At 64.3% G+C, this 20,040-nt stretch carries 14 protein-coding genes and 1 pseudogene; 11 read left to right on the forward strand and 4 right to left on the reverse strand.

Features of this window, described 5'->3' with window-relative positions; all coding sequences use genetic code 11:
* Positions 1–34: 34 nt before the first annotated feature.
* The 7 genes and pseudogenes from rsgA (at position 35) to QFZ61_RS08020 (ending at position 7,244) form a co-directional block, all read left to right on the forward strand.
* Positions 35–1,201 (forward strand): annotated as a pseudogene (gene rsgA / locus QFZ61_RS07990) (ribosome small subunit-dependent GTPase A).
* 237 nt (positions 1,202–1,438) lie between these two features.
* Positions 1,439–2,536 carry an ABC transporter ATP-binding protein gene (locus QFZ61_RS07995; RefSeq protein ID WP_307034919.1) on the forward strand — a complete coding sequence of 366 codons (1,098 nt, stop codon included), beginning with the start codon at positions 1,439–1,441 and terminating at the stop codon, positions 2,534–2,536.
* On the forward strand, positions 2,536–3,246 hold the full coding sequence (locus tag QFZ61_RS08000) for an ABC transporter permease (protein WP_307034921.1): 711 nt from the start codon (positions 2,536–2,538) through the stop codon (positions 3,244–3,246). The genes QFZ61_RS07995 and QFZ61_RS08000 overlap by 1 nt, the downstream gene beginning before the upstream one ends.
* Positions 3,243–3,989, forward strand: coding sequence for an ABC transporter permease (locus tag QFZ61_RS08005; RefSeq protein ID WP_307034924.1), 747 nt, complete (start codon positions 3,243–3,245; stop codon positions 3,987–3,989). Before QFZ61_RS08000 ends, QFZ61_RS08005 begins: the two co-directional genes overlap by 4 nt.
* Positions 3,986–4,948 (forward strand): ABC transporter substrate-binding protein, encoded by a 963-nt coding sequence (locus QFZ61_RS08010; RefSeq protein WP_307034926.1) that lies wholly within the window; start codon positions 3,986–3,988, stop codon positions 4,946–4,948. The genes QFZ61_RS08005 and QFZ61_RS08010 overlap by 4 nt, the downstream gene beginning before the upstream one ends.
* Before the next feature lie 155 nt (positions 4,949–5,103).
* Positions 5,104–6,324: a pyridoxal phosphate-dependent aminotransferase gene (locus tag QFZ61_RS08015; RefSeq protein ID WP_307034927.1), complete on the forward strand. Its 1,221-nt coding sequence runs from the start codon at positions 5,104–5,106 to the stop codon at positions 6,322–6,324.
* A gap of 65 nt (positions 6,325–6,389) precedes the next feature.
* Positions 6,390–7,244: a polyphosphate kinase 2 family protein gene (locus QFZ61_RS08020; RefSeq protein WP_307034929.1), complete on the forward strand. Its 855-nt coding sequence runs from the start codon at positions 6,390–6,392 to the stop codon at positions 7,242–7,244.
* 24 nt (positions 7,245–7,268) lie between these two features.
* Here QFZ61_RS08020 and QFZ61_RS08025 read toward each other — a convergent pair whose 3' ends face one another.
* Both QFZ61_RS08025 and xseA read right to left on the reverse strand, forming a co-directional pair.
* Positions 7,269–7,511 carry an exodeoxyribonuclease VII small subunit gene (locus QFZ61_RS08025; RefSeq protein WP_307034931.1) on the reverse strand — a complete coding sequence of 81 codons (243 nt, stop codon included), beginning with the start codon at positions 7,509–7,511 and terminating at the stop codon, positions 7,269–7,271.
* An 82-nt stretch (positions 7,512–7,593) separates the two neighbouring features.
* Positions 7,594–8,892 (reverse strand): exodeoxyribonuclease VII large subunit, encoded by a 1,299-nt coding sequence (xseA, locus tag QFZ61_RS08030; protein ID WP_307034933.1) that lies wholly within the window; start codon positions 8,890–8,892, stop codon positions 7,594–7,596.
* Between the two features lie 192 nt (positions 8,893–9,084).
* Between xseA and QFZ61_RS08035 the strand changes: the two genes are divergently transcribed.
* Together QFZ61_RS08035 and QFZ61_RS08040 are read left to right on the forward strand one after the other, a co-directional pair.
* Positions 9,085–9,969 carry a hypothetical protein gene (locus QFZ61_RS08035; RefSeq protein ID WP_307034935.1) on the forward strand — a complete coding sequence of 295 codons (885 nt, stop codon included), beginning with the start codon at positions 9,085–9,087 and terminating at the stop codon, positions 9,967–9,969.
* A gap of 9 nt (positions 9,970–9,978) precedes the next feature.
* The gene (locus tag QFZ61_RS08040; RefSeq protein WP_307034937.1) at positions 9,979–11,070 is read left to right on the forward strand and encodes a 4-hydroxy-3-methylbut-2-enyl diphosphate reductase; all 1,092 of its coding nucleotides are present in this window, start codon (positions 9,979–9,981) and stop codon (positions 11,068–11,070) included.
* A 26-nt stretch (positions 11,071–11,096) separates the two neighbouring features.
* Here QFZ61_RS08040 and QFZ61_RS08045 read toward each other — a convergent pair whose 3' ends face one another.
* Positions 11,097–12,389: a DNA recombination protein RmuC gene (locus tag QFZ61_RS08045; RefSeq protein ID WP_307034939.1), complete on the reverse strand. Its 1,293-nt coding sequence runs from the start codon at positions 12,387–12,389 to the stop codon at positions 11,097–11,099.
* A gap of 134 nt (positions 12,390–12,523) precedes the next feature.
* Here QFZ61_RS08045 and ychF point away from each other — a divergent pair, with 134 nt between their 5' ends.
* The gene (gene ychF, locus QFZ61_RS08050; RefSeq protein ID WP_307034940.1) at positions 12,524–13,609 is read left to right on the forward strand and encodes a redox-regulated ATPase YchF; all 1,086 of its coding nucleotides are present in this window, start codon (positions 12,524–12,526) and stop codon (positions 13,607–13,609) included.
* Between the two features lie 1,678 nt (positions 13,610–15,287).
* Here ychF and QFZ61_RS08055 read toward each other — a convergent pair.
* Positions 15,288–19,310: a tetratricopeptide repeat protein gene (locus tag QFZ61_RS08055; RefSeq protein ID WP_307034942.1), complete on the reverse strand. Its 4,023-nt coding sequence runs from the start codon at positions 19,308–19,310 to the stop codon at positions 15,288–15,290.
* Positions 19,311–19,449: 139 nt separating this feature from the next.
* Between QFZ61_RS08055 and QFZ61_RS08060 the strand changes: the two genes are divergently transcribed.
* Complete coding sequence (locus QFZ61_RS08060) at positions 19,450–20,025, forward strand: KH domain-containing protein (protein WP_307034944.1); 576 nt, start codon at positions 19,450–19,452, stop codon at positions 20,023–20,025.
* The last annotated feature ends 15 nt before the right edge of the window (positions 20,026–20,040 follow it).

Consider the following 20,040-nt stretch of genomic DNA (forward strand, 5'->3'; position numbering starts at 1 on the left):
CAGCGCCCCCGGGGCCCATTAAAAAGGGTTTCCAGTGAATCTTCAGCGCAAACAACACACCGCCCTTCGCGGCCCGGCCCGTTTCGGCTTCACCGACGCCGTCGCGGACCTCTTCGCCAGTTCTCCCGTCCCCGGCGGAACCAGCGCGGGCAGGGTGGTCCGCGTGGACCGCAACCTCGTGCTCGTCGCGGCCCACAGCGGCCAGTTCCACCTCGCCTACCCCAAAACCGGAGACCTCCCGGCCACCGGGGACTGGGTCTGGCTCGGCAGTAACTACTCGGGCGAGCCCGCCATCCTCGGCGTGCTGCCGCGCCGGTCCGAACTGAGCCGGAAGCGCGCCTTCGAGTCCTCCTCGGAGGCGCAGGTGCTCGGAGCCAACATGGATCTGGTCGGCGTGGTCGTGCCGGTGGACCGCCCGCTTACCCACAACAGGCTCGAGCGAACCCTGGTCGCGGCCTGGGACTCCGGCGCCACCCCGCTGGTGGTGATCACCAAAGCCGACCTCGCAGAGGTGGCGGATGACGTCGTCGGCCAGGTTTTGCTGCAAGCTGCCGGCGTAGAGGTGGTCACCACCTCGGCCGAGCGCGGTGACGGCCTTGATGAACTGCTCGCGCATCTGCCGCCCGGAAGCACCATCGTGCTGCTCGGTCCCTCCGGCGCAGGAAAATCCACCCTGATCAACGCCCTCGCCGGTTATCAGGTGCAGGAAACCGGCCCGGTCAGGGCCGGCGACGGCAAGGGCCGGCACACCACTACGTCGCGCGAGCTGGTTCCACTGCCCGGCGGTGCGGTGCTGATGGACACGCCCGGGGTGCGCGGCTACGGGTTGTTCGACGCCGACGACGGCATGGACGAAATGTTCGGCGACCTTGGAGAGCTCTTCTCCCGCTGCCGCTTCGCCGACTGCGCGCACGGCAGCGAACCCGGCTGCGCCGTGCAGGCCGCGCTCGCCGAAGGCGGCCTGGACGCTCGCCGCTGGTCCAGTTACCTCAAGATGCAGCGCGAACAGGCGGCGCTGGCCCGTCGGCGGGACGCTGCCGCCCAGCGGGCGTACCAGCGGGAATGGCACCAGAAAATGGTCATCGCCAGCCGCAGCTAGCGCGCCGCGGAACGGCTCGGCATTGAGCGCGGCGCGAAAGGAACAGGAACGAGAAACGGGAAAGGGGCCGGTAAAGGAAACGGCAGGGGGCGGGCCGGATAACGACGTGCATGCCCGGGCCCGGGACCGGCACCCATCCAGAGCCGGGACAGCGCCGAATGCCAACGGTAGCTCCGGCACCGCCGGCGAGGATGCGGCCCGTTTCCCCGAGGCGGGCCGCATCCTCGCCGGTGCTGCACGCTACGCTGGGTTCCAGCCGCTTTACACCCGAAAATCAGCAAGCATATGATCAGGTGGCTGGACCGTCCATGTTGCCCCCGACAGTGAGGTAAGCCCGGAATGGCAGAGGCCATGATCGAGTTCCAGAGCGTCACCAAGCAGTATCAAGGCGGCCAGGCCGCCGTCGATGACCTCACCATGTCCATCGACAAGGGTTCCATCACCGTCCTCGTCGGCCCGTCAGGCTGCGGCAAGACTACCTCGCTGCGGATGATCAACCGCATGGTTGAACCGACCGCGGGCACCATCACCGTGGACGGGCAGGACATCACCTCCGTTCCGGCCGCGCAGCTGCGCCGTTCGATGGGCTACGTCATGCAGTCCTCGGGGCTGATGCCCCACCGCTCCGTGCTGGACAACATCGCCACCGTTCCGCGGCTCAACGGCGTGTCCAAAGCGGCGTCCCGCAAGCGCGCCCAGGAACTGCTCGACGTCGTCGGCCTTGCCTCTGGGCTGGGCCGGCGCTACCCCTCACAGCTTTCCGGCGGCCAGCAGCAGCGCGTGGGCGTAGCCCGTGCCCTCGCCGCGGACCCGCCGGTGCTGCTGATGGACGAACCGTTCAGCGCCGTGGACCCGGTGGTGCGCGATGAGCTGCAGAAAGAACTGCTCCGCCTCCAGCGCGACCTGGCCAAAACCATCGTGTTCGTCACCCACGACATCGACGAGGCCACAGTACTGGGCGACAAGGTGGCCGTCTTCGTCACCGGCGGGAAGCTGGCGCAGTACGCCACGCCCGAAGAAATCCTGCGTGCCCCAGCCAGCGACTTCGTCGCCTCCTTCGTCGGCCATGACCGCGGCTTCCGGCACTTGGCGTTCAGCCCCTCCGACGGCGTGACCATCCATCCGGTGGACACCGTCCGTGTCGACGAACTCGATCGCGGCACCGGTACTGGGGCAAACGACTGGCAACTCGTGGTTGACAGTGACGGCCGGCCGCTGGGCTGGAGTGCGCCGGGCGCCGGCCCAGCCAAGGTCCCGGGCGGGTCCCTCTTCCGGAAGGGCGAGACCCTCCGGCGTGCGCTCGACGCGGCCTTGTCTTCGCCGTCCGGGCTGGGCGTGGCAGTGGATGCAGACGGCCGCGTGGCCGGCGTGATCACCGCCGAAGAGGTGCTCGCCGTGATCGCCGCGGACCGCCGGGTGCGGCAGGGCGTGGTCTGATGGAGTGGTTCCTGGCCAACAGCGGACACGTCTTCAGCCTTGCCGGCCAGCACCTCGTCCTCGCGGTCCTGCCCATGGTCTTCGGCCTGCTGATTTCCCTTCCGCTGGCCCAGCTGGCCAGGCAAAACCGGACGCTGCGCACGGTGGTCCTTACTGCCTCCTCGTTGCTGTACACGATTCCGTCGCTGGCGCTTTTCATTATTCTTCCCACCGTGCTGGGGACCCGGATTCTGGACCCGGCCAACGTGGTGGTGGCGCTGACCATCTACGCTGTGGCGCTCCTGGTCCGCGCCGCCCTGGATGCCTTCGACTCCGTCGACGAGGACCTGCAGCAGGCCGCTGTGGCCATGGGCTTCAGGCCGCTGGCACGGTTCCTGCAGATCGACCTTCCGCTGTCCCTGCCGGTCCTGTTCGCCGGGCTCCGGGTGGTCTCGGTCAGCAACATCTCCCTGGTCAGCGTCGCCGCGCTGCTGGGCATCGGTAATCTGGGGATGCTCTTCACCTCAGGACTCCAACGCGACTTTGTCACCGAAGTACTGGTCGGCATCATTGCGATCCTGGTGCTGGCGCTGCTGATGGACGCGGCGCTGGTGCTGCTGGAGCGGCTGCTGACGCCATGGGCCCGGGCGGGCACCGGGAAATCAGGGCAAACCAGTGAACCGGCGGCCGCGCTCCCGCTGTCCGGCGCGGCATCGGGGGCGTCCGTATGAGCAACGTCTTCACCGACACCTTCGCCTGGCTGGCTGACCCGCAGCACTGGGCCGGCAGCAGCGGCATCCCGGTGCGGCTCGCCGAGCACCTGCAGTACACCGGGCTGGTCATGCTGATCGCCACCGCCATCGCTGTTCCGATCGGGCTCTACGTCGGGCACACCGGCCGCGGGCGGGTGGCAGTGGTGGCACTCGCCGGGGCGCTGCGCGCGCTGCCGACCCTCGGGCTGCTGACGCTATTCGTCCTGCTCGCCGGAATCGGTTTGATGCCGCCGGTCTGGGCGCTTGTCATCCTGACCGTGCCGCCGCTGCTGGCGGGCACCTACGCGGGAATCTCCAGCGTGGACCGCAACGTCGTGGACGCGGCCCGGGCCATGGGCATGACGGAGCTGCAGGTGCTTTTCCGGGCCGAATTCCCGAACGCGCTCCCGGTCATGTACGGCGGTTTCCGCACCGGCGTGCTCCAGGTGATCGCCACCGTGTCGGTCGTCGCTTACATCAACCTGGGCGGGCTGGGCCGCTACCTCTTCGACGGTCTCGTGCTTTCCGACTTCCCGCAGATGCTGGGCGGCTCGCTGCTCATTGCGGTGCTCGCGATCGCCGTCGACTCTTTGCTTGTTCTATGCCAGCGGCTCTTCCTGACCCGCGGAGCCGCCCGCACACCGGACCGCAGCCACCAGGCCGCGGTTGATCTCACAGACCCCGCGACCGTGGAGGCTGTTGTTCAAGGAGGTACGTCATGAAGGAAATCCGCCAACGAGCACTGGGCAGGCGCGCATTCGGCGGCCTGGCCGCCGGCGTCGGCCTGGCCCTGGCACTGTCCGCGTGCGGCGGCTCGTCCAATCCGCTGTCCTCGGCGCCTGCCAGCGGCGGCTCCTCCGGGAGTGCCGGCGGGGCGCTCGTGATCGGCTCAGCCGACTTCACCGAAAGCCAGATCATCGCCGAAGTCTACGCCGGGGCGCTTAACGCGGCCGGAGTCACGGCCAGCACCAAACCCAACATTGGCTCCCGCGAGGTCTACTTCAAGGCCGTGCAGGACGGCTCCGTCGACGTCATTCCCGACTACAGCGGCAACCTGCTGCTGCACGTGAACAAGGACGCCACCGAGGTCTCCGCCGAAGACATCGTCAAGGCGCTGCCCGGCAAGCTCCCGGACGGCCTCGGCGTGCTGGACGCGGCCAAGGCCGAGGACAAGGACGCCATGGTGGTCACGAAGGCCACCGCGGAGAAGTACAAGCTCAAGTCGATCGAGGACATGGCCAAGGTCTGCAGCGAGCTTGTCATCGGTGCCCCTGCAACCTTCGCCGAACGCGCTTACGGGCTGCCGGGATTGAAGAAGAACTACAACTGCGTGCCCAAGAAGCTTGAGCCGTTCAGCGACGGCGGCGGCCCCGTCACCGTCAAGGCCCTGCTCTCGGACCAGGTCCAGGTCGCCGATATCTACACCACCACCCCGGCCATCGCGGACAACGATCTGGTGGTGCTGGAAGACCCGAAGAACAACTTCATCGCCCAGCAGGTCCTTCCGCTGTACAACAAGGCGAAGATGACGGACAAGGCGAAAGAGGCGCTCAATGCCGTCTCCAAGCAGCTCACCACCGAGGACCTGATCAACCTCAACCGGGCGGTCGGCGGCAGCCAGAAGCAGAATCCCAAGGACGCCGCTGCGGCGTGGCTGAAGGACAAGGGCCTGGTCAAGTAGGCTCGAGACGATAACCAACGACGGCGGCTGCCAGCCGGATCCACCCGGCCCGGCAGCCGCCGTCGTTTCCGCCATTCGAGGGCGTCCGGAGGTTCCGGCAGCGGCGTGAGGCAAGTCTCAGCTGAAGTCCATCCCCGCTGTGGCATATTTGATGAATGGCAGAATTCAAGCAGTCCACCAAGCTTCATAATGTCCTCTACGACATCCGTGGACCGATTCTTCAGGCCGCCCAGCAGATGGAGGCAGAGGGTCACCGCATCCTCAAACTGAACATCGGCAACCCGGCCCCGTTTGGCTTTGAAGCGCCGGACGCGATCCTGGTGGACATGATCCGCCACCTGCCGCACGCCCAGGGCTACAGCGATTCCCGCGGCATTTTCTCCGCCCGCACCGCCGTCTCGCAGTACTACCAGACACGCGGAATCCAGAACATCCACGTCGATGACATCTACCTGGGCAACGGCGTCAGCGAACTCATCACGATGTCGCTGATGGCCCTGCTGGACGACGGCGACGAGGTGCTCATTCCGACCCCGGACTACCCGCTCTGGACGGCTTCCGTGGCCCTGGCCAGCGGGAAGCCGGTGCACTACCTTTGCGACGAGGAATCCGGCTGGCAGCCTGACCTGGACGACCTCGAAGCGAAGATCACGCCGCGGACCAAGGGCATCGTGGTGATCAACCCCAACAACCCCACCGGCGCCGTCTACCCCGAGGAAACGCTGCGCAAGATCGTCGCCCTGGCCGAAAAGCACGGACTGGTGATCTTCGCCGACGAGATCTACGAAAAGATCCTTTACGAGGACGCCGTGCACGTGAACATGGCCAGCCTCACGGACGATGACGTGCTCTGCCTTACCTTCAGCGGACTCTCCAAGGCCTACCGGGTCTGCGGCTACCGGGCCGGTTGGATGGCCATCTCGGGCCCCAAGAAGGACGCTGCCGACTATTTGGAAGGCATCAACCTGCTGGCCAACATGCGCCTGTGTGCCAACGTGCCGGCGCAGCATGCCATCCAGACCGCCCTCGGCGGCTACCAGAGCATCAACGACCTGATCCTGCCGGGCGGCCGGTTGCTGGAGCAACGTAACAAGGCGTACGACATGCTGAACGCGATCCCCGGCGTTAGCACCCAGCAGGCCCGCGGCGCGATGTACCTGTTCCCGCGCCTGGATCCCGAGGTTTACCACATCCGTGATGACGAGAAGTTCGTCCTGGACCTGCTGCGCCAGCAGAAGATCCTCGTCTCCCACGGCCGGGCTTTCAACTGGGTCCGGCCGGACCACTTCCGCATGGTGACCCTGCCGAACGTCAAGGACCTGGAAGAGGCGATCAACCGCATGGCGGAGTTCCTGAGCCGGTACCAGGGCAACTAGGATTCGGGACAGCAGCGCTTCGGGCCACTTGGCCCGCCGGCTGTCCTAAGCGGAAAGAGGCTTCAATGGCAGCTGTCGTGAACTTCGACAAGACACCCTCGGAGACCCTGCGGGCAGGCAAGCAGTTCAGCCTCACCGACGTCGACCCCGGGTCCACGCCGGGTTACGCCGGGGACAAGGCCGCCGGCGAGCAGTTGCTCAGCGAACTCGACAGCCGGCTCACCCAGCTGCAGGAACAGCTCTTTGCCGAGTCGAGGACCGGAGGGAAGAAGCGGCTGCTGCTCGTCCTGCAGGCGATGGACACCGCCGGCAAGGGCGGGATCGTCAACCACGTGATGGGCCAGATGAACCCGCAGGGCGTGCAGCTGAAGTCCTTCAAGGCCCCGACACCGGAGGAACAGTCCTACGACTTCCTCTGGCGGATCGAAAAAGAAGTCCCCGCGGCCGGCATGGTCGGCGTCTTCGACCGGTCCCACTACGAGGACGTCCTGATCCACCGCGTGCACCGCTGGGCGGATGCGGGCGAGCTGGAACGCCGCTACCGGTCCATCAACGAGTTTGAGGCGAGGCAGACGTCCGCCGGGACGAAGATCGTCAAGGTCATGTTGCACATCAGCCGCGGCGAGCAGCAGGAACGGCTGCTGGCCCGGCTGGAGGACCCCGCCAAGCGGTGGAAGTACAGCAGCAACGACCTCAGGGAACGCGCCTTCTGGGACGACTACATGGACGCCTATCAGGCGGCGTTTGAACAGACCAGCTCCGACCACGCGCCCTGGCACGTGATTCCGGCGAACAAGAAGTGGTACGCCCGGATCGCGGTCCAACAGCTGCTGCTGGACGCCCTGGAGGAAATGGCGCTCGAGTGGCCGGTGCCCGATCTCGATGTTGAAATGGAACGCGAGCTGGTCCGGCGCTCCTAGCCGCAGGTCCCCGGCGCCGCTGCGCTAGCCTTCGTGGGCGGCGTGGTCGCGCGCGGCGGCAAGCCGCTTGCGTGCGCCTTCGAGCCACTGTTCACAGCGCTTAGCGAGGGCCTCTCCGCGTTCCCACAGCGCGAGGGAGTCCTCCAGGCTCGCGCCGCCGGTCTCGAGCTTGCTGACGACGCCGACAAGTTGTTCACGCGCCTCTTCATAGCTCAGCCCGTCGATATCCGAATTCGGCTGCGGGCCGGCCGCGCTCTCTGCTGCCATGCTGTTGCTCCTTACCTTGATGCCTGTCTTGGTGCTTGTCTCAATGTGTATCTGGCGCCGGGTGGTTTCTCCCGCGGACGGGTTACCCGTTGGTGTTCCCGTCGCCAGTGTTCTCGTCGCCAGTCGACCGGGCCGTGAACCTGCCGCCCGCGACTCGCACGGCCAAGGCAGTGCCGGCCGGGGCCTGGTCGGGGTGGCGGATGACCTCATGCCGGGTTCCGGGGACCGTGTTGCCGTCGTCGAGCTGGACGACGGCGTAGCCGCGGTCCAGCGTTTTCTGCGGTGACAGGGCCCGTACCTGCGCCCTGAGGTGGACCAGCTGGTCGGCCGCCCGGACCACTGCGGTGTTGACGGCAGCGTGGGAGCGGTTCTTTAGCCGACCGACGTCGTCGAGCCTGGTGGTGATCATGCCCTCCGGAGCTGCCAGCGCCGGCCGGGAGCGGAGGGACGTCAATCGGTCCGTTTCCCGTTCCACCAGGCGGGTCACGCCGCGGCGAAGCTGGTCGCGTGCCTGCCTCACCCTGGCCAGTTCCTCCACAACATCGGGGACGATCCGCTTCGCTGCGTCGGTCGGCGTCGAGGCGCGCAGGTCCGCGACGTCGTCCAGGATGGGCCGGTCCGCCTCATGGCCAATGGCGCTGACGACCGGCGTGGCCGCTTCGGCCACTGCGCGGATCAGCTCTTCACTGCTGAACGGGAGCAGGTCCTCCAGGGCGCCGCCGCCGCGGGCGATGACGATCACGTCCACCACCGGGTGGGCATCCAGTTCCCGCAGCGCGGCCAGAATCTGGGCCACCGCGGTGTTCCCCTGGACGGCCACCTCGCGGATCTCGAACTCGACGGCGGGCCAGCGCAGTGCCGCGTTTCGGAGTACGTCCTTCTTGGCGTCCGAGTCGCGCCCGGTGATGAGGCCGATCCGGTGGGGGAGCAGGGGCAGGCGCTTTTTGCGGGAGTCCGCAAAGAGTCCTTCCGCCGCCAGGGCCTGGCGCAGCCGCTCGATCCGGGCCAACAGGTCACCCAGGCCCACCGGCCGGATGTCCTTGACCGACATGTTCAACCGGCCGGTTTTCAGCCAGAACTCGGCCTTGATCAGCGCCACGACCCGCGACCCGCGCTCCAGCGGCGTCGCTTGGCGGTCCAGCACGCTGGTCCACACGGAGGCGGGCAGCGAGATCTCCGCGTCGATGTCCCGGAGCGTAAGGTACGCGTTGGTGCCCCGCCGGTTGAGTTCAATGACCTGGCCTTCGACCCACGCCGAGGGCGCGCGGTCGATATACATCTTGAGTTTCTGCGAGAGTAACTGCAGGGGCCACGGGTTATCCGGGCTGGTGCCCGCCGCGGTGGGGGACAGGGTGCTGGCTGCGGTTGTTTCTTCAGACATGCCGGCGGCCGTCGGCATCTGCCAGGTGCATGTGCTGGTGCATGTGGAGTGGGTCCTTTGGTGGTGACGGGGATCTGCTTCAACTCTATCCATAGCAATACCAGCAGGCGCTGACGTTATGGCCGCCGCTTTCCGGTTCGTCCGGACGCCCCCGTAGGATGGCACTGATCCCAACCCTCCTAGGAGACTTTCGTGCGCACTTTTGTCTCGGCCGTTGCTGTGCTGATCGGCCTTGCCATGGCGGCAGTCGCGGTTCCGGCCATGTGGGTGGACCGCAACATCGTCCAGGAGGACGGCTTCGTCGCGCTCTCCGCGCCGCTCGGCAAGGATCCTGCCTTCCAGCGGAGACTGGCCGCGGCCGCCGTGAGCGGCATTGGGTTCGGTGACCAGCAGCTTCCCGAGTCGCTCACGAATGCGGTTAAGCCGATCCTGGAGGGGGCAGCGCAGTCCTTGACCTCCATGCCCGGCTACTCCGATGCCTGGGCCGAGACCCTGCGTAAAAGCCACCGGCTAAGCTTCCCCGGCCCCGCCACGCCGCCGGCGGCGGACGCGGCCGGAAGCACGTCCGTAACTTTGGACGTCGCACCGCTGGTGGGTCTGGTGGTCAAGCGGGTCTCGGAGTCGTCTCCGGTCCCGTTACCGCTGAAAGCCCCCTCCGAGGTACGGATCGACATCGGTCAGTCCGACCAGCGCCAACTGATCGACCGGGTGTCCGCTTACGCGCCGATGGGCGCTGTCGTGGCCCTGGGCTCGGTGATCGCGTTTCTTCTGGCCTTCGTCGCCGCGCGGCGGAAGTGGACAGTCCTCGCCGGGATCGGACTCGGGGCCCTCGTCCTGGCGGCTGCGTGGAAGATCGGTTCGGAGGCTGCCGGACGGGCGGTCCTGGCGACCTCCAGCGGCAATGAGGTGGCAGAGATTTTCAAACGCGAATTCGTCGGAGCCTCCGCGGCGAACTTCGGGCAGTGGATTGTGGCGGCGCTGGTGGCCGGGGCAGTCCTGCTCGTCGCCGGGATCGCGCTCCGCCTTGCCAGCGGTCGCCGACCCCCTCAAACGTCGGCCAATAACGAACACCGGTAGGATTGGGACATGACCTCCACCGCTGTTTCCATTCCGATGCCCTCTGTTCCGCGTCGGCGGCGAACCCCGGAAGAAGTGCTGGCGGCGGCACCCGTAACCGGGATGAAGAAGGTGTTGCTCGCAGCCCCGCGCGGTTACTGCGCCGGCGTCGACCGTGCGGTGATTGCGGTCGAGAAGGCCCTGGAACACTACGGGCCGCCGGTCTACGTGCGCAAGCAGATCGTGCACAACGTCCATGTGGTGAGCTCGCTTGAGGAAAAGGGCGCGATCTTCGTCGATGAAACCGACGAGGTTCCCGAAGGCGCGCTGGTGATCTTCTCGGCCCACGGTGTGTCGCCGGCGGTGGTGCAGTCAGCCGAAGACCGCGGACTGCGGACCATTGATGCGACCTGCCCGCTGGTTACCAAGGTCCACCGGGAGGCCGTCCGCTTCGCGAAGGACGATTTCGACATTCTGCTGATCGGCCACGACGGCCACGAGGAAGTCGAAGGCACCGCAGGCGAGGCACCGGAACACATCCAGATCATCAACGGCCCGCACGAGGTTGACAAGGTGACGGTCCGGGACCCGGAGAAGGTCATCTGGCTCTCGCAGACCACCCTGAGCGTGGACGAGACCATGGAGACCGTGCGCCTGCTGAAGGAGCGGTTCCCCACGCTGCAGGATCCGCCCAGCGACGACATCTGCTACGCAACCACCAACCGCCAGGTGGCGATCAAGAAGATCTCACCCCAGGCGGACCTCGTCATTGTCGTTGGTTCGGCCAACTCCTCGAACTCGGTGCGCCTCGTGGAGGTCGCGCTGGAATACGGCGCCAAGGCCTCCTACCGGGTGGACTTCGCGAACGAGGTGGACGAGTCCTGGTTCGAGGGCGTGGCCACCGTCGGCGTGACGTCGGGCGCCTCTGTGCCGGAGGTGCTGGTCAAGGACGTGCTCCGGCTCCTGGCCGACTACGGCTACGGCTCGGTCGAGGAAGTCGTCACGGCGGAGGAGGACCTGCTGTTCTCGCTGCCCAAGGAACTCCGCGCCACCCTGAAGCAGGCCGGCGACGTCTCGCGCGCCCTGGGCGGCCGCGGCACCCGCCCCGCCAAACAGTCCTAGCGGGCGCGGCGGCCCCACCCGGCGTTCTACGCGGCAGACTCCTCCACGCCGCCTTCGTCACCGGCGGCCTCCTCGCCGGCACTCCCGTCGCCGGCGCGGGCGGCTGCCTCCGGAAACCCGGAACCCTGCTGCAGTTCAGGCGCGGCCACGGAGCGGGGCGTCACCTCCACCACAACCGGGCTCGCCAGGCCCGCGGCGTCCAGGGCGTTGAGCTTGCGCGCCGTCGGCAGAACCCGGGCCTCCAGCGTGCCGACCAGGGAGTTGTAGCGGTCCACTGACGTCTTCAGCGAGGAGCCCAGCTTCGAGACGTTCTCACCGAGGGTGCCCATCCGCTCGTACAGCTGCTGGGCGAGCTCGAAAAGTTCCCGCGCGCTGTCGGTGAGCACATCCTGACGCCAGGTGAAGGCCACCGATTTGAGGACCGCCAGCAGGGTCCCGGGCGAGGCAAGGACGACGTTCTTGGACAAGGCATAGTCCAGCAGGGCGGAGTCGGCCGTAAGGGCGGCGGCCAGGATCGACTCGGCGGGCAGGAAACAGATCACCAGCTCCGGGGCGTTGCCCGGGATGTCCCAGTACTTCTTGTTGCTCAGCGCGTCGACGTGCGCTTTCAGGGCTTTCGCGTGGGCCACCAGCAGCGACTGCTGGTTCGCCGCGCCCTGACCGGGGGAGCGGCCGGCGGCGCCCAGTTCCTGCGCCTCAAGGTATGCCGTCAACGGCACTTTGGCATCCACCACCAGCTGTTTCGCGCCGGGGAGCTGCACGACGAGGTCGGGACGGACAGCGTTCTCGGACCCTGAGCCGGAGCTGTGCAGCTGCTCGTGGAAGTCCACGTGCCGGAGCATGCCGGCCGCCTCGACGACGCGGCGCAGCTGCACTTCGCCCCACTGGCCGCGGGCGCTGTTGGACCGCAGGGCTGACTCGAGCGCGTGCGTCGAGCGCAGCAGCTGCTCGTCTGACAACCTGGCCTCCTGCAGTTGCTGGGCCAGCTGGCCATACTGTTCCAGCCGGTCCCGCTCCAGCAGCGATACCTGCTGCTGGACAGCGGTGAGCTTCTCCGCCACTGGGGCCAGGGCGCGCAGCACGCTGCCGTCCTGCGCCCGGGCGTCCCCGAGTTCCCGGTTCTGCGCCGCGAGCAGCCGGCGCTCGGCGTCGGCCGCGGCGAACTGGGCACTGACCTGGGAAAGCCGGGCGGAGACCCCGTCGAAATCCTGCTCCAGGGCCGCGCTGCGGCGCCGCGACATGACAAAGGCGAAGCCGGCGCCGGCGATGGCTCCGATCAGCAGCATCAACAGGGCCAGAATGAGTGCAAAAGCGTCCATGCCTTCACTCTGGCACGCAGCCCTGACACTTTTGGCCAGCGACGCCCGGGGCACCGGCGCCGCGGGCCGCGGCCGCCGTCGTGGCTCGCCGCCGCGGGAGGCCGCCAGCGCGTTTACCGGTAGAATCAATACTCGTGGCTCTTACTATTGGCATCGTCGGACTGCCCAACGTCGGCAAATCAACTCTTTTCAACGCACTGACCCGTAACCAGGTGCTCGCGGCGAACTACCCGTTCGCTACGATCGAGCCGAACGTCGGCGTCGTGAACCTGCCGGACCCGCGGCTTGAGAAGCTGGCAGCCATCTTCGGCTCGGCCCGCCTGCTGCCGGCCGCCGTCTCGTTCGTGGACATCGCCGGCATCGTCAAGGGCGCCTCCGAGGGCGAGGGCCTGGGCAACCAGTTCCTCGCGAACATCCGCGAAGCGGAGGCCATCGCCCAGGTCGTCCGCGTGTTCGATGACCCGGACGTCATCCACGTCGACGGCAAGGTTGACCCCCGCTCGGACATGGAAACCATCAACACCGAGCTGATCCTCGCGGACCTGCAGACCATCGAAAAGGCCGTCCCGCGGATTGAAAAAGAAGTCAAAATCAAGAAGCGCGACGCCGCCGAGCTGGCAGCCGTCAAGGCCGCCCAGACGGTACTGGAACGCGGTGACACGATTTTCTCCTCCATCAAGAGCGACAAGCTGGAGATGGAACACCTGAAGGAACTGGGGCTGCTGACGGCGAAGCCCTTCATCTACGTCTTCAACGCGGACGAGGGAATCCTCGGCAGCCCGGAGAAGCAGGAAGAACTGCGGGCTTTGGTTGCCCCGGCAGACTGCATCTTCCTCGACGCCAAGCTTGAATCCGACCTCGTCGAGCTGGACGAGGAGGAAGCCCGCGAGATGCTGGAGATGAATGGCCAGGACGAATCCGGCCTCGACCAGCTGGCCCGTGTCGGCTTCCACACTCTGGGGCTGCAGACCTACCTCACTGCCGGCCCCAAAGAGACCCGGGCCTGGACCATCCACCGGGGCGACACCGCACCCCAGGCCGCCGGCGTCATCCACTCCGACTTCCAGCGCGGCTTCATCAAGGCCGAGGTCGTCTCCTTCGACGACCTGATCGAGGCCGGCTCCATGGCCGAGGCCAAGGCCCGCGGCAAGGTCCGGATCGAAGGCAAGGAATACGTCATGGCCGACGGCGACGTGGTTGAATTTAGATTCAATGTATAGTTTCTGACCTGGCTGAGACCTTTGCCAAGGCCGCTAAGAACACTGTTCTTAGCGGCCTTCGTCTTTGCGACCCGTTTCCCGATGACGAGGACACCGCCAGCAATTTGCCGTTCAAGGCAAGGCTGCTGGAATCCTGAGTCGAATGCGTCACTGCCATGCAACTTTGACGCATCGCTCATCCGCCGTGGAGGAGTCCTATCCCGGCAAGAATCGATTGGGGCTCGTTGCCGGGGGTTGATAGACGTCCAAACGGGTCCTTCGAGTGTTCTCCTTACACCCGGCACACCCGGCTCTGTCGTGCGGTCAAGGAACCTGCCAGCCCGCCGAAAGTCCCGAACAAGGAACAATGCCGCAATCACCATGACAAGCACACCGGCTGCCATGAACCATGAGATGAAACCGGCGCCTCGTATGACTTGGGGAATGAATATAAGCGGGAACACCGACATCCAGATCAACTGGGTGGCCAGATTCTTTCGCAGTTGCACTGCGGCGGCCCGCGCGACCACAAGATGCTCCGGGTCAACGGGCGTCTTCCCGAGAACCTGACGTCGGACGTCCTTTCTCTCTGCGTCGTCCAGCGAAAGCAGCACGTCGATCCTGCCCTTCTCCGCCGCGGGCGCGATTTTCTTCGCATTGTAAATGAAGCCCCCGATGGCGGCCCCCAGCACGGCAAGAAAGAATCCGAATACGAGATAGGACTGCCAGCCTGTCGGTGCTCCTTCAAAGGCCAGCATCCCGCCGAGAGTCCCCGCTATGACAAGGATGGTCACCCCTGCTGGAAAGTAGAGAGTGAAGTAGGTCTTTAAGGCTCCGCCAAGACCCTGATCTTGAATGCCATGCGCTCGTCGTGTGGCGCTGGCCCAACGCTCGCTGGACCTGGGCGTGACGTCGTCGAATCCGCTAATCATCGGTTCCCCCAGGCGCTAGTAATGGTGCAAGGCCCAGACTGTCCTCGGCCAATGCCAGTGGACCTGATGCTCAAATTCTGAACTATCAACAGCCCCAGGCCAATAGGCTGAACAACGACCGCGGTCCCTACGCGGACATCCCGACTTGGGGTCTGTCGTGGGGGAACAGAGGTACGGAACGTGGTCGAATTTAGGTTTGCGCTCTAACCTCTGGGCCCAAGCTGCACGTATGCATCACGACGGAGGAGTGGAAAAGCGGAGGGTACACTCGGCAGCACCTCTCGTAGTGTGCTGACGGCCGCAGCTTCATCGGCTCAAGGTCACGCTGGACAGGAAGCTGGCCGTGAGACCTCGCCGCAGGTGAAGCTGCCGGCCGGGATGACCCTGCCGGCGCTCGTCAGGCTGTCCCGCCGTGCCCGTAATGCCCAGACTGATGAAGGCGGGCCGGCCGCGTCGCCGGAATAGAAGCAGGTGGTCGAGGCTGAAGCCATGACGGTCAGCGAGAGTCTGATTTCAGCAGTTCTGCATGGTGCATGATGAGGGAAGGGCCACCAGGACAGCAGAAAATAGGACACATGCGGCTGTCGCCAAGAGCCAGGTTAAGGGCCATCGTGCGTAAGTGTCCTTCTGTGAGTTCTTGGTCGTTCTCGCTGACCTTACGCACGATGGCTTTTCACATCGCCGGAGCGACACATCAAGCCCGGGAAAATACACCACTGCCAGGGACGCTACCTGCAATTTTGTTGGCCAGGCGGTTCGGCTGGCATTCACGCGTCCTCGGCAGATTTCGGGAACCGCCGTCGAAGATCGTCCAGACGTGCCTGTGTTTCCTCTGCCTCGACGGAGAGTTCTAGGTCGCGTAGGTGAGTTCCGAGACGATCGAGAAGATGTATGAGGTGTTGCATGTGGTCATCTGGGTTTAGCTCAGCAGGCAACTGGAGATGGCCAACAGCTCGGGTAATTGCCTGCACGGCCTCATTACGACGGTCGAGTGCGCTTAACGATTCTCCTAGGAGACCAAGCGCGTGTGCGAGCGAGACTTGGAGTTCGCTGTCGCTGGGGTCGCCGTCAGCTAGTCCCTGCCACACGTTGGCTGACTGTTCGGCGGCGATAGCGGCTTCGGAATGCTCCAGTAGCCGGTTGTGGGCGTAGGCAAGCATGAAAGAAACAGCCGCCATGCTCCTGCGTTGGTCTCTGGCTCCACTCAACATGGCCCGATAGATCGCGATGGCGTCCCTTAGAGGCTGAATAGAATCCTGCCATCGGCCTGCGGCGAAAAGAGTCTTCCCCAATTCTTGAAGGGCATCGCCGAGCGTTCTCATTAGACCGTGGTCATCGGGAGTCTCAGCAAGTGACGCCTGGCAGGATTGCACTCTTTGTGTCAAAGACACTACGGCTTCGTCCGCATCGCCGTTCTGGAGGAGGGCCTGCCCGAGAACTGAAGTAGCTGCGCTCAACCAGATCCGGGCTTTATCGTCCAGTCCTTCGAGCCCTTCAAGGACTTCGACGGCTCTTCGCGCGTGCCTCACCGCAGCACCCGGTTGGCCAGTCCTCGCGTGAGAGGAAGCCACCCAATAGAGTGATTGCCCGTACTCCAACCGTCTCTTGTGGTCTGCGGGAGACATTTGCCAAAGCAATTCCGCGATGTTAGCCCCACTCGCGAAGTGCGTGGCAGCCACCTGAAAGCGGCCAGCCTTTAACGCGGTATATCCGGCGTGGAGGTAGGCGTTGGAGAGTTCGATGGGATCTTCGCCGGGGGACGCGTCAGACTTGGCTCGAGCGAGTTCGAGGCCTCCTTCTGCCAAGCCCGCTGCATCCTCCCACCGCTCGTGCTTCATCGCCGTTTGAGTCAACTTAGCGAGCGGCAACGCGAGTGAGTCCTTAATTAATTCGCGAATCTCCGAGTCAACCTCCCGATCGTCACGATCGGGGTTCTGATTTGAGCGGGCGGAGTATCTCGACGCTGAAGTGTCGACGTTGGCTTGTGCCTCTCTTACTCGCCCCTGGTGCAACTGAACGCTGGCAAGGAGAAGAGGGTCGCATTCCGTTCGCTCGAACCACTTTTCAGCTTCCCGCCACTCGCCCAACTGGGAGCACACGTACGCCAACCTTGTGTGGATACGCTCGAGTCGGACCAAGCGGCCAAATTCTGTCTTTTCATTGAGGCGGGCTGCCAGAAGCAAATAACTCTTCGCCTCGGTGAGTCGTCCTGCTATTGCCAGCTGCTGCCCAAGCTTTGCGAGCGTTGATGCCTCCTCAGCCGCATCACCATCTTCAACTGCGCCGGCGGCCGGTCGGCTCTCCCAGAGCGACAAAGCGCTATCGAGCGCCGCCCGGGATTCGGTATCGTCCGACAGGTTCTGATAAATCTCGGCCAGTGCCAACCTGTCCGAAATCGGAGCGTCGCTCGTCGGCTTTCGTGAGGCACATCGTTTTAGCAGTTCTGCAGCCTTTCTAAGACGTTCTAGAGACAGTTCGGGCTGATCCATTTCTGCATCGATGTCTGCCAGGGAGACGAGGTATTTTGCCCGCAAATTGTCGTTGAGATCCGCGAGTGCCGCAAGGTCGCGGTATATCGAGGAAGCGGCATCCAGATTCTTGTGCGCTTCTGAGTGTCGTCCCAGTTCTCGTTGAGCGCGTCCAATGTTCGCTAAGCGCTCCGCCAGATCAGCACGCCCTACAGCACCGCCACGGACCAGGTGCGGTTCCAGTAGTTCAAGTTCCCACAGATCCCACTCGATACTTGTTTGGTCCGTCGATGGCGCGGAGAACCCTACAAGCGCGGTTGCCGTGCTTCGCGTCAAAGCGTTCAGCTGCGGTAACGCCGCGATGGGTCGTACGGCCGCCCGAATATTCTGGTGCTGTGCGTTGGCTGGATTCGACGTGAGCTCACGCAGCCACTGCTCGGCCAGGACGGCGCCAGCTTGGGCGAGTTCCTCGGGGGCTGAGGTTTCACGGATGGCGCGAGCTGCCAATTGATGAATCGCGAGGCGGCCAACCTGCCAGCTTCCTGTGAGCTGGATGATTCCGTAGTCAACGAGGCATTTGACCCCGCGATGCATTCTCGTCCTGGTTTCCGGCAGATCTGTCTCACCTGCAACCCACTCGCAGACACTATCCCGTTGCCAGAGCCACGTGGGGTGTCCATCTGGATCCTGCAGGGCCGCGACCATTGCTGTCCGTTCCACCAGACCGTTCGGCATGCCTTGAGCAGCTTTGTCTAGTGCGACCTTCCACGTGGCGCCTATAAGCGTTGGATAGCCTCCAACATCAGAATAATCGGCCGCTTCATCCATTCGCGGCGACTCATGGAACTCTTTGACCCAGTCAGAGACAGTCATCCTGTTGGCGGCAATTGTGGAAGCCGCAATGGACAGCGCCAACGGTTGGTGCCTCACTGTGGCGGACAACCCGGCCCTGTCGTGCACGGACGTCTCTGGCAGGCGGGTATTGAGAAATTCTTCAGCCTCGCCCGGAGAGAACAGCTCCGCTTCGACCTGATGGCCAGCGCCGCTGATCCGATGGGAGGCGCTCAATGTTGTGATGAGAACCCGACCCCTCGGATTCGTCCCGGGTGGGACCAATTTGCGCTCAATTAGCTCGGCGGCGTTCGCGTCGTCCAAGACGATCAGCCAGCGCATGTCGGCCGTTCTCAGATGATCGAGCAGTCCGCGCGCAAGCTGGTCTTCGCGATCCTTGGCGTTTGCTGCGACAGAGTTTTTGAGGCCACTATCAAGTCGTTCCGCTGCCCGTGCCAATTCCCGGGTTACGGCCACGGCATCGGCGGACTCCACCCAAATCAGCAAGTTGTGACGCTCGTCGTCTAAACCCCTGAGCGCTTCCTGCATAATCTTGCGAGCCGCGTAGGATTTCCCCAAACCAGGCCCACCACGTAACCACACACGCCGATCGCCGCTGTCGCCCCAAACTCGGTCAATCTCGTTCTCGAATGCACGAGGCTGATAGTGGCCCCCCACCTCCGCAAAGTTCCCAACAAGTATCTGATCGGTTGGCGATCCTTTTGATTGTGGCGGCAACGCGTCAGCTGGTACTTGGACCGCAGAGATGGGGAGGCCGACATCATCCATCTGGTCAGCAGCTGTCGATGCCCAAACAATCCTTCTGGTTCCTGGCCTGGTGTCGTTCAGCATTTTCGCTTCGCCAACCGTTGGCGCTGGCTTCGTATGAGAGTCGAGGAACCACTGGGCGGCTAGTACGGCGAGCCTAGCCGTCTGCCTGCGGAAGGTGGCGCCGGCAGATTTTCCTTGAACCCCTTTTTGGTTTCCACGATCGGTCCACTGCATCGTCGCAAAGTCCTTGTGGGCGCCGGGGACTGGAATATCGGCCCAGTCCTGCTTCCCGTCCTTGGGGATTGTTCCTGGATGCAACGGCAGCCTGGGGCGCTGGTTCGTGTGTTCCAGATTCCAGGCCACCTGAGCCAGGAGAAGGACCTCACGCGGGCTCAGGGCGCGGTTCTTATTGAGAACGCTACGCACCGTTCCGTCATCAGCCAGATTCTCGAAAGCCTTATAAAGCGAGTTCCTCAGCGATTCGGTGTTGGAGGAATCGACAAAGCTGTCGACAAATTGTCGCGCTGCGAAGGGCAATACCGGGCGCTCGAACTCATTGGGATCGAGGTGTTGACTGTCCGTCAGGCCGTATCGTTCAACCAAACTATGCAGGTAGGCGGCGAGAACCACCACAGGCTCCGCTGTGTTCGGAAAGTCTTTCAAAATGGATTCGATTGCTTGTGTGAGTGTGCCGTTAAGACCAATCTCCGCGTTTCCCATGACTGGATTTTCTCACCTGTCGCACTTCATCTGCGCCAGGGCATCGCTAGGCATTCGGGCGGTTGATACCTAGCGGTGCCCCGTTCGATCGTGGAACCAGCGTCAAACTGACGCATCCGGAACGGAAGGAACGCAGGACATGAACACAACCATTACGGCGCTACTTATCGGAGCGGCTATTCTCGCTGCTTTTTCTCTTTGGATATTCACTCACCTGAAAAGCCAACGGTCATCCCGGCCCCGATGTGCTGTACCGCCCGTTTACACGAAGCATGCAAAGGAGCGGATGCTCGAACGCCAGGTACAGCAGCACCACATCGAACAGGTTCTTGCCAAGCCCACTCGACAGATCCCGGATCGGGATAATGAGAGCGTGCGCCTCGAAGCCCAGATTGATGGACGGATCCTGAAGGTGTGGGTAGTAGCAGAACACTGGATTACAGCAAACAAAGCGATAGTAAAGACGACGGCGTGGGCTGACCTAGTCCAGACGTTTCAGATCCCGGCTGGTCAAACTGGAATCGTCATCGGGCCTGGGGGCTCCAGCATTCGCCAGATCGAGGCCGCGTCGAACGCTCGGATAAGTATCGGCAGGACTGGGATGGTGACAGTTTCGGCCGGCTGTGCTGCGTCCGTTGAGAAGGCCAAACAGATGATCTTCGGAGTCATCGATCGCGCCCATGGCGCGGGCCCCAGCCGCTATCGAGCAGCCTGAAGTGCTCGTGCGTAA

Origin of the sequence: Arthrobacter sp. B3I4, assembly GCF_030816855.1 — a bacterium.
Taxonomy (GTDB): domain Bacteria; phylum Actinomycetota; class Actinomycetes; order Actinomycetales; family Micrococcaceae; genus Arthrobacter.

Coding starts and splice junctions, on each gene's coding strand:
- QFZ61_RS07995 (WP_307034919.1), top strand. CDS start 1,439: ATGGCAGAGGCCATGATCGAGTTCCAGAGCGTCACCAAGCAGTATCAA.
- QFZ61_RS08000 (WP_307034921.1), top strand. CDS start 2,536: ATGGAGTGGTTCCTGGCCAACAGCGGACACGTCTTCAGCCTTGCCGGC.
- QFZ61_RS08005 (WP_307034924.1), top strand. CDS start 3,243: ATGAGCAACGTCTTCACCGACACCTTCGCCTGGCTGGCTGACCCGCAG.
- QFZ61_RS08010 (WP_307034926.1), top strand. CDS start 3,986: ATGAAGGAAATCCGCCAACGAGCACTGGGCAGGCGCGCATTCGGCGGC.
- QFZ61_RS08015 (WP_307034927.1), top strand. CDS start 5,104: ATGGCAGAATTCAAGCAGTCCACCAAGCTTCATAATGTCCTCTACGAC.
- QFZ61_RS08020 (WP_307034929.1), top strand. CDS start 6,390: ATGGCAGCTGTCGTGAACTTCGACAAGACACCCTCGGAGACCCTGCGG.
- QFZ61_RS08025 (WP_307034931.1), bottom strand. CDS start 7,511: ATGGCAGCAGAGAGCGCGGCCGGCCCGCAGCCGAATTCGGATATCGAC.
- xseA (WP_307034933.1), bottom strand. CDS start 8,892: ATGTCTGAAGAAACAACCGCAGCCAGCACCCTGTCCCCCACCGCGGCG.
- QFZ61_RS08040 (WP_307034937.1), top strand. CDS start 9,979: ATGACCTCCACCGCTGTTTCCATTCCGATGCCCTCTGTTCCGCGTCGG.
- QFZ61_RS08045 (WP_307034939.1), bottom strand. CDS start 12,389: ATGGACGCTTTTGCACTCATTCTGGCCCTGTTGATGCTGCTGATCGGA.
- QFZ61_RS08055 (WP_307034942.1), bottom strand. CDS start 19,310: ATGGGAAACGCGGAGATTGGTCTTAACGGCACACTCACACAAGCAATC.
- QFZ61_RS08060 (WP_307034944.1), top strand. CDS start 19,450: ATGAACACAACCATTACGGCGCTACTTATCGGAGCGGCTATTCTCGCT.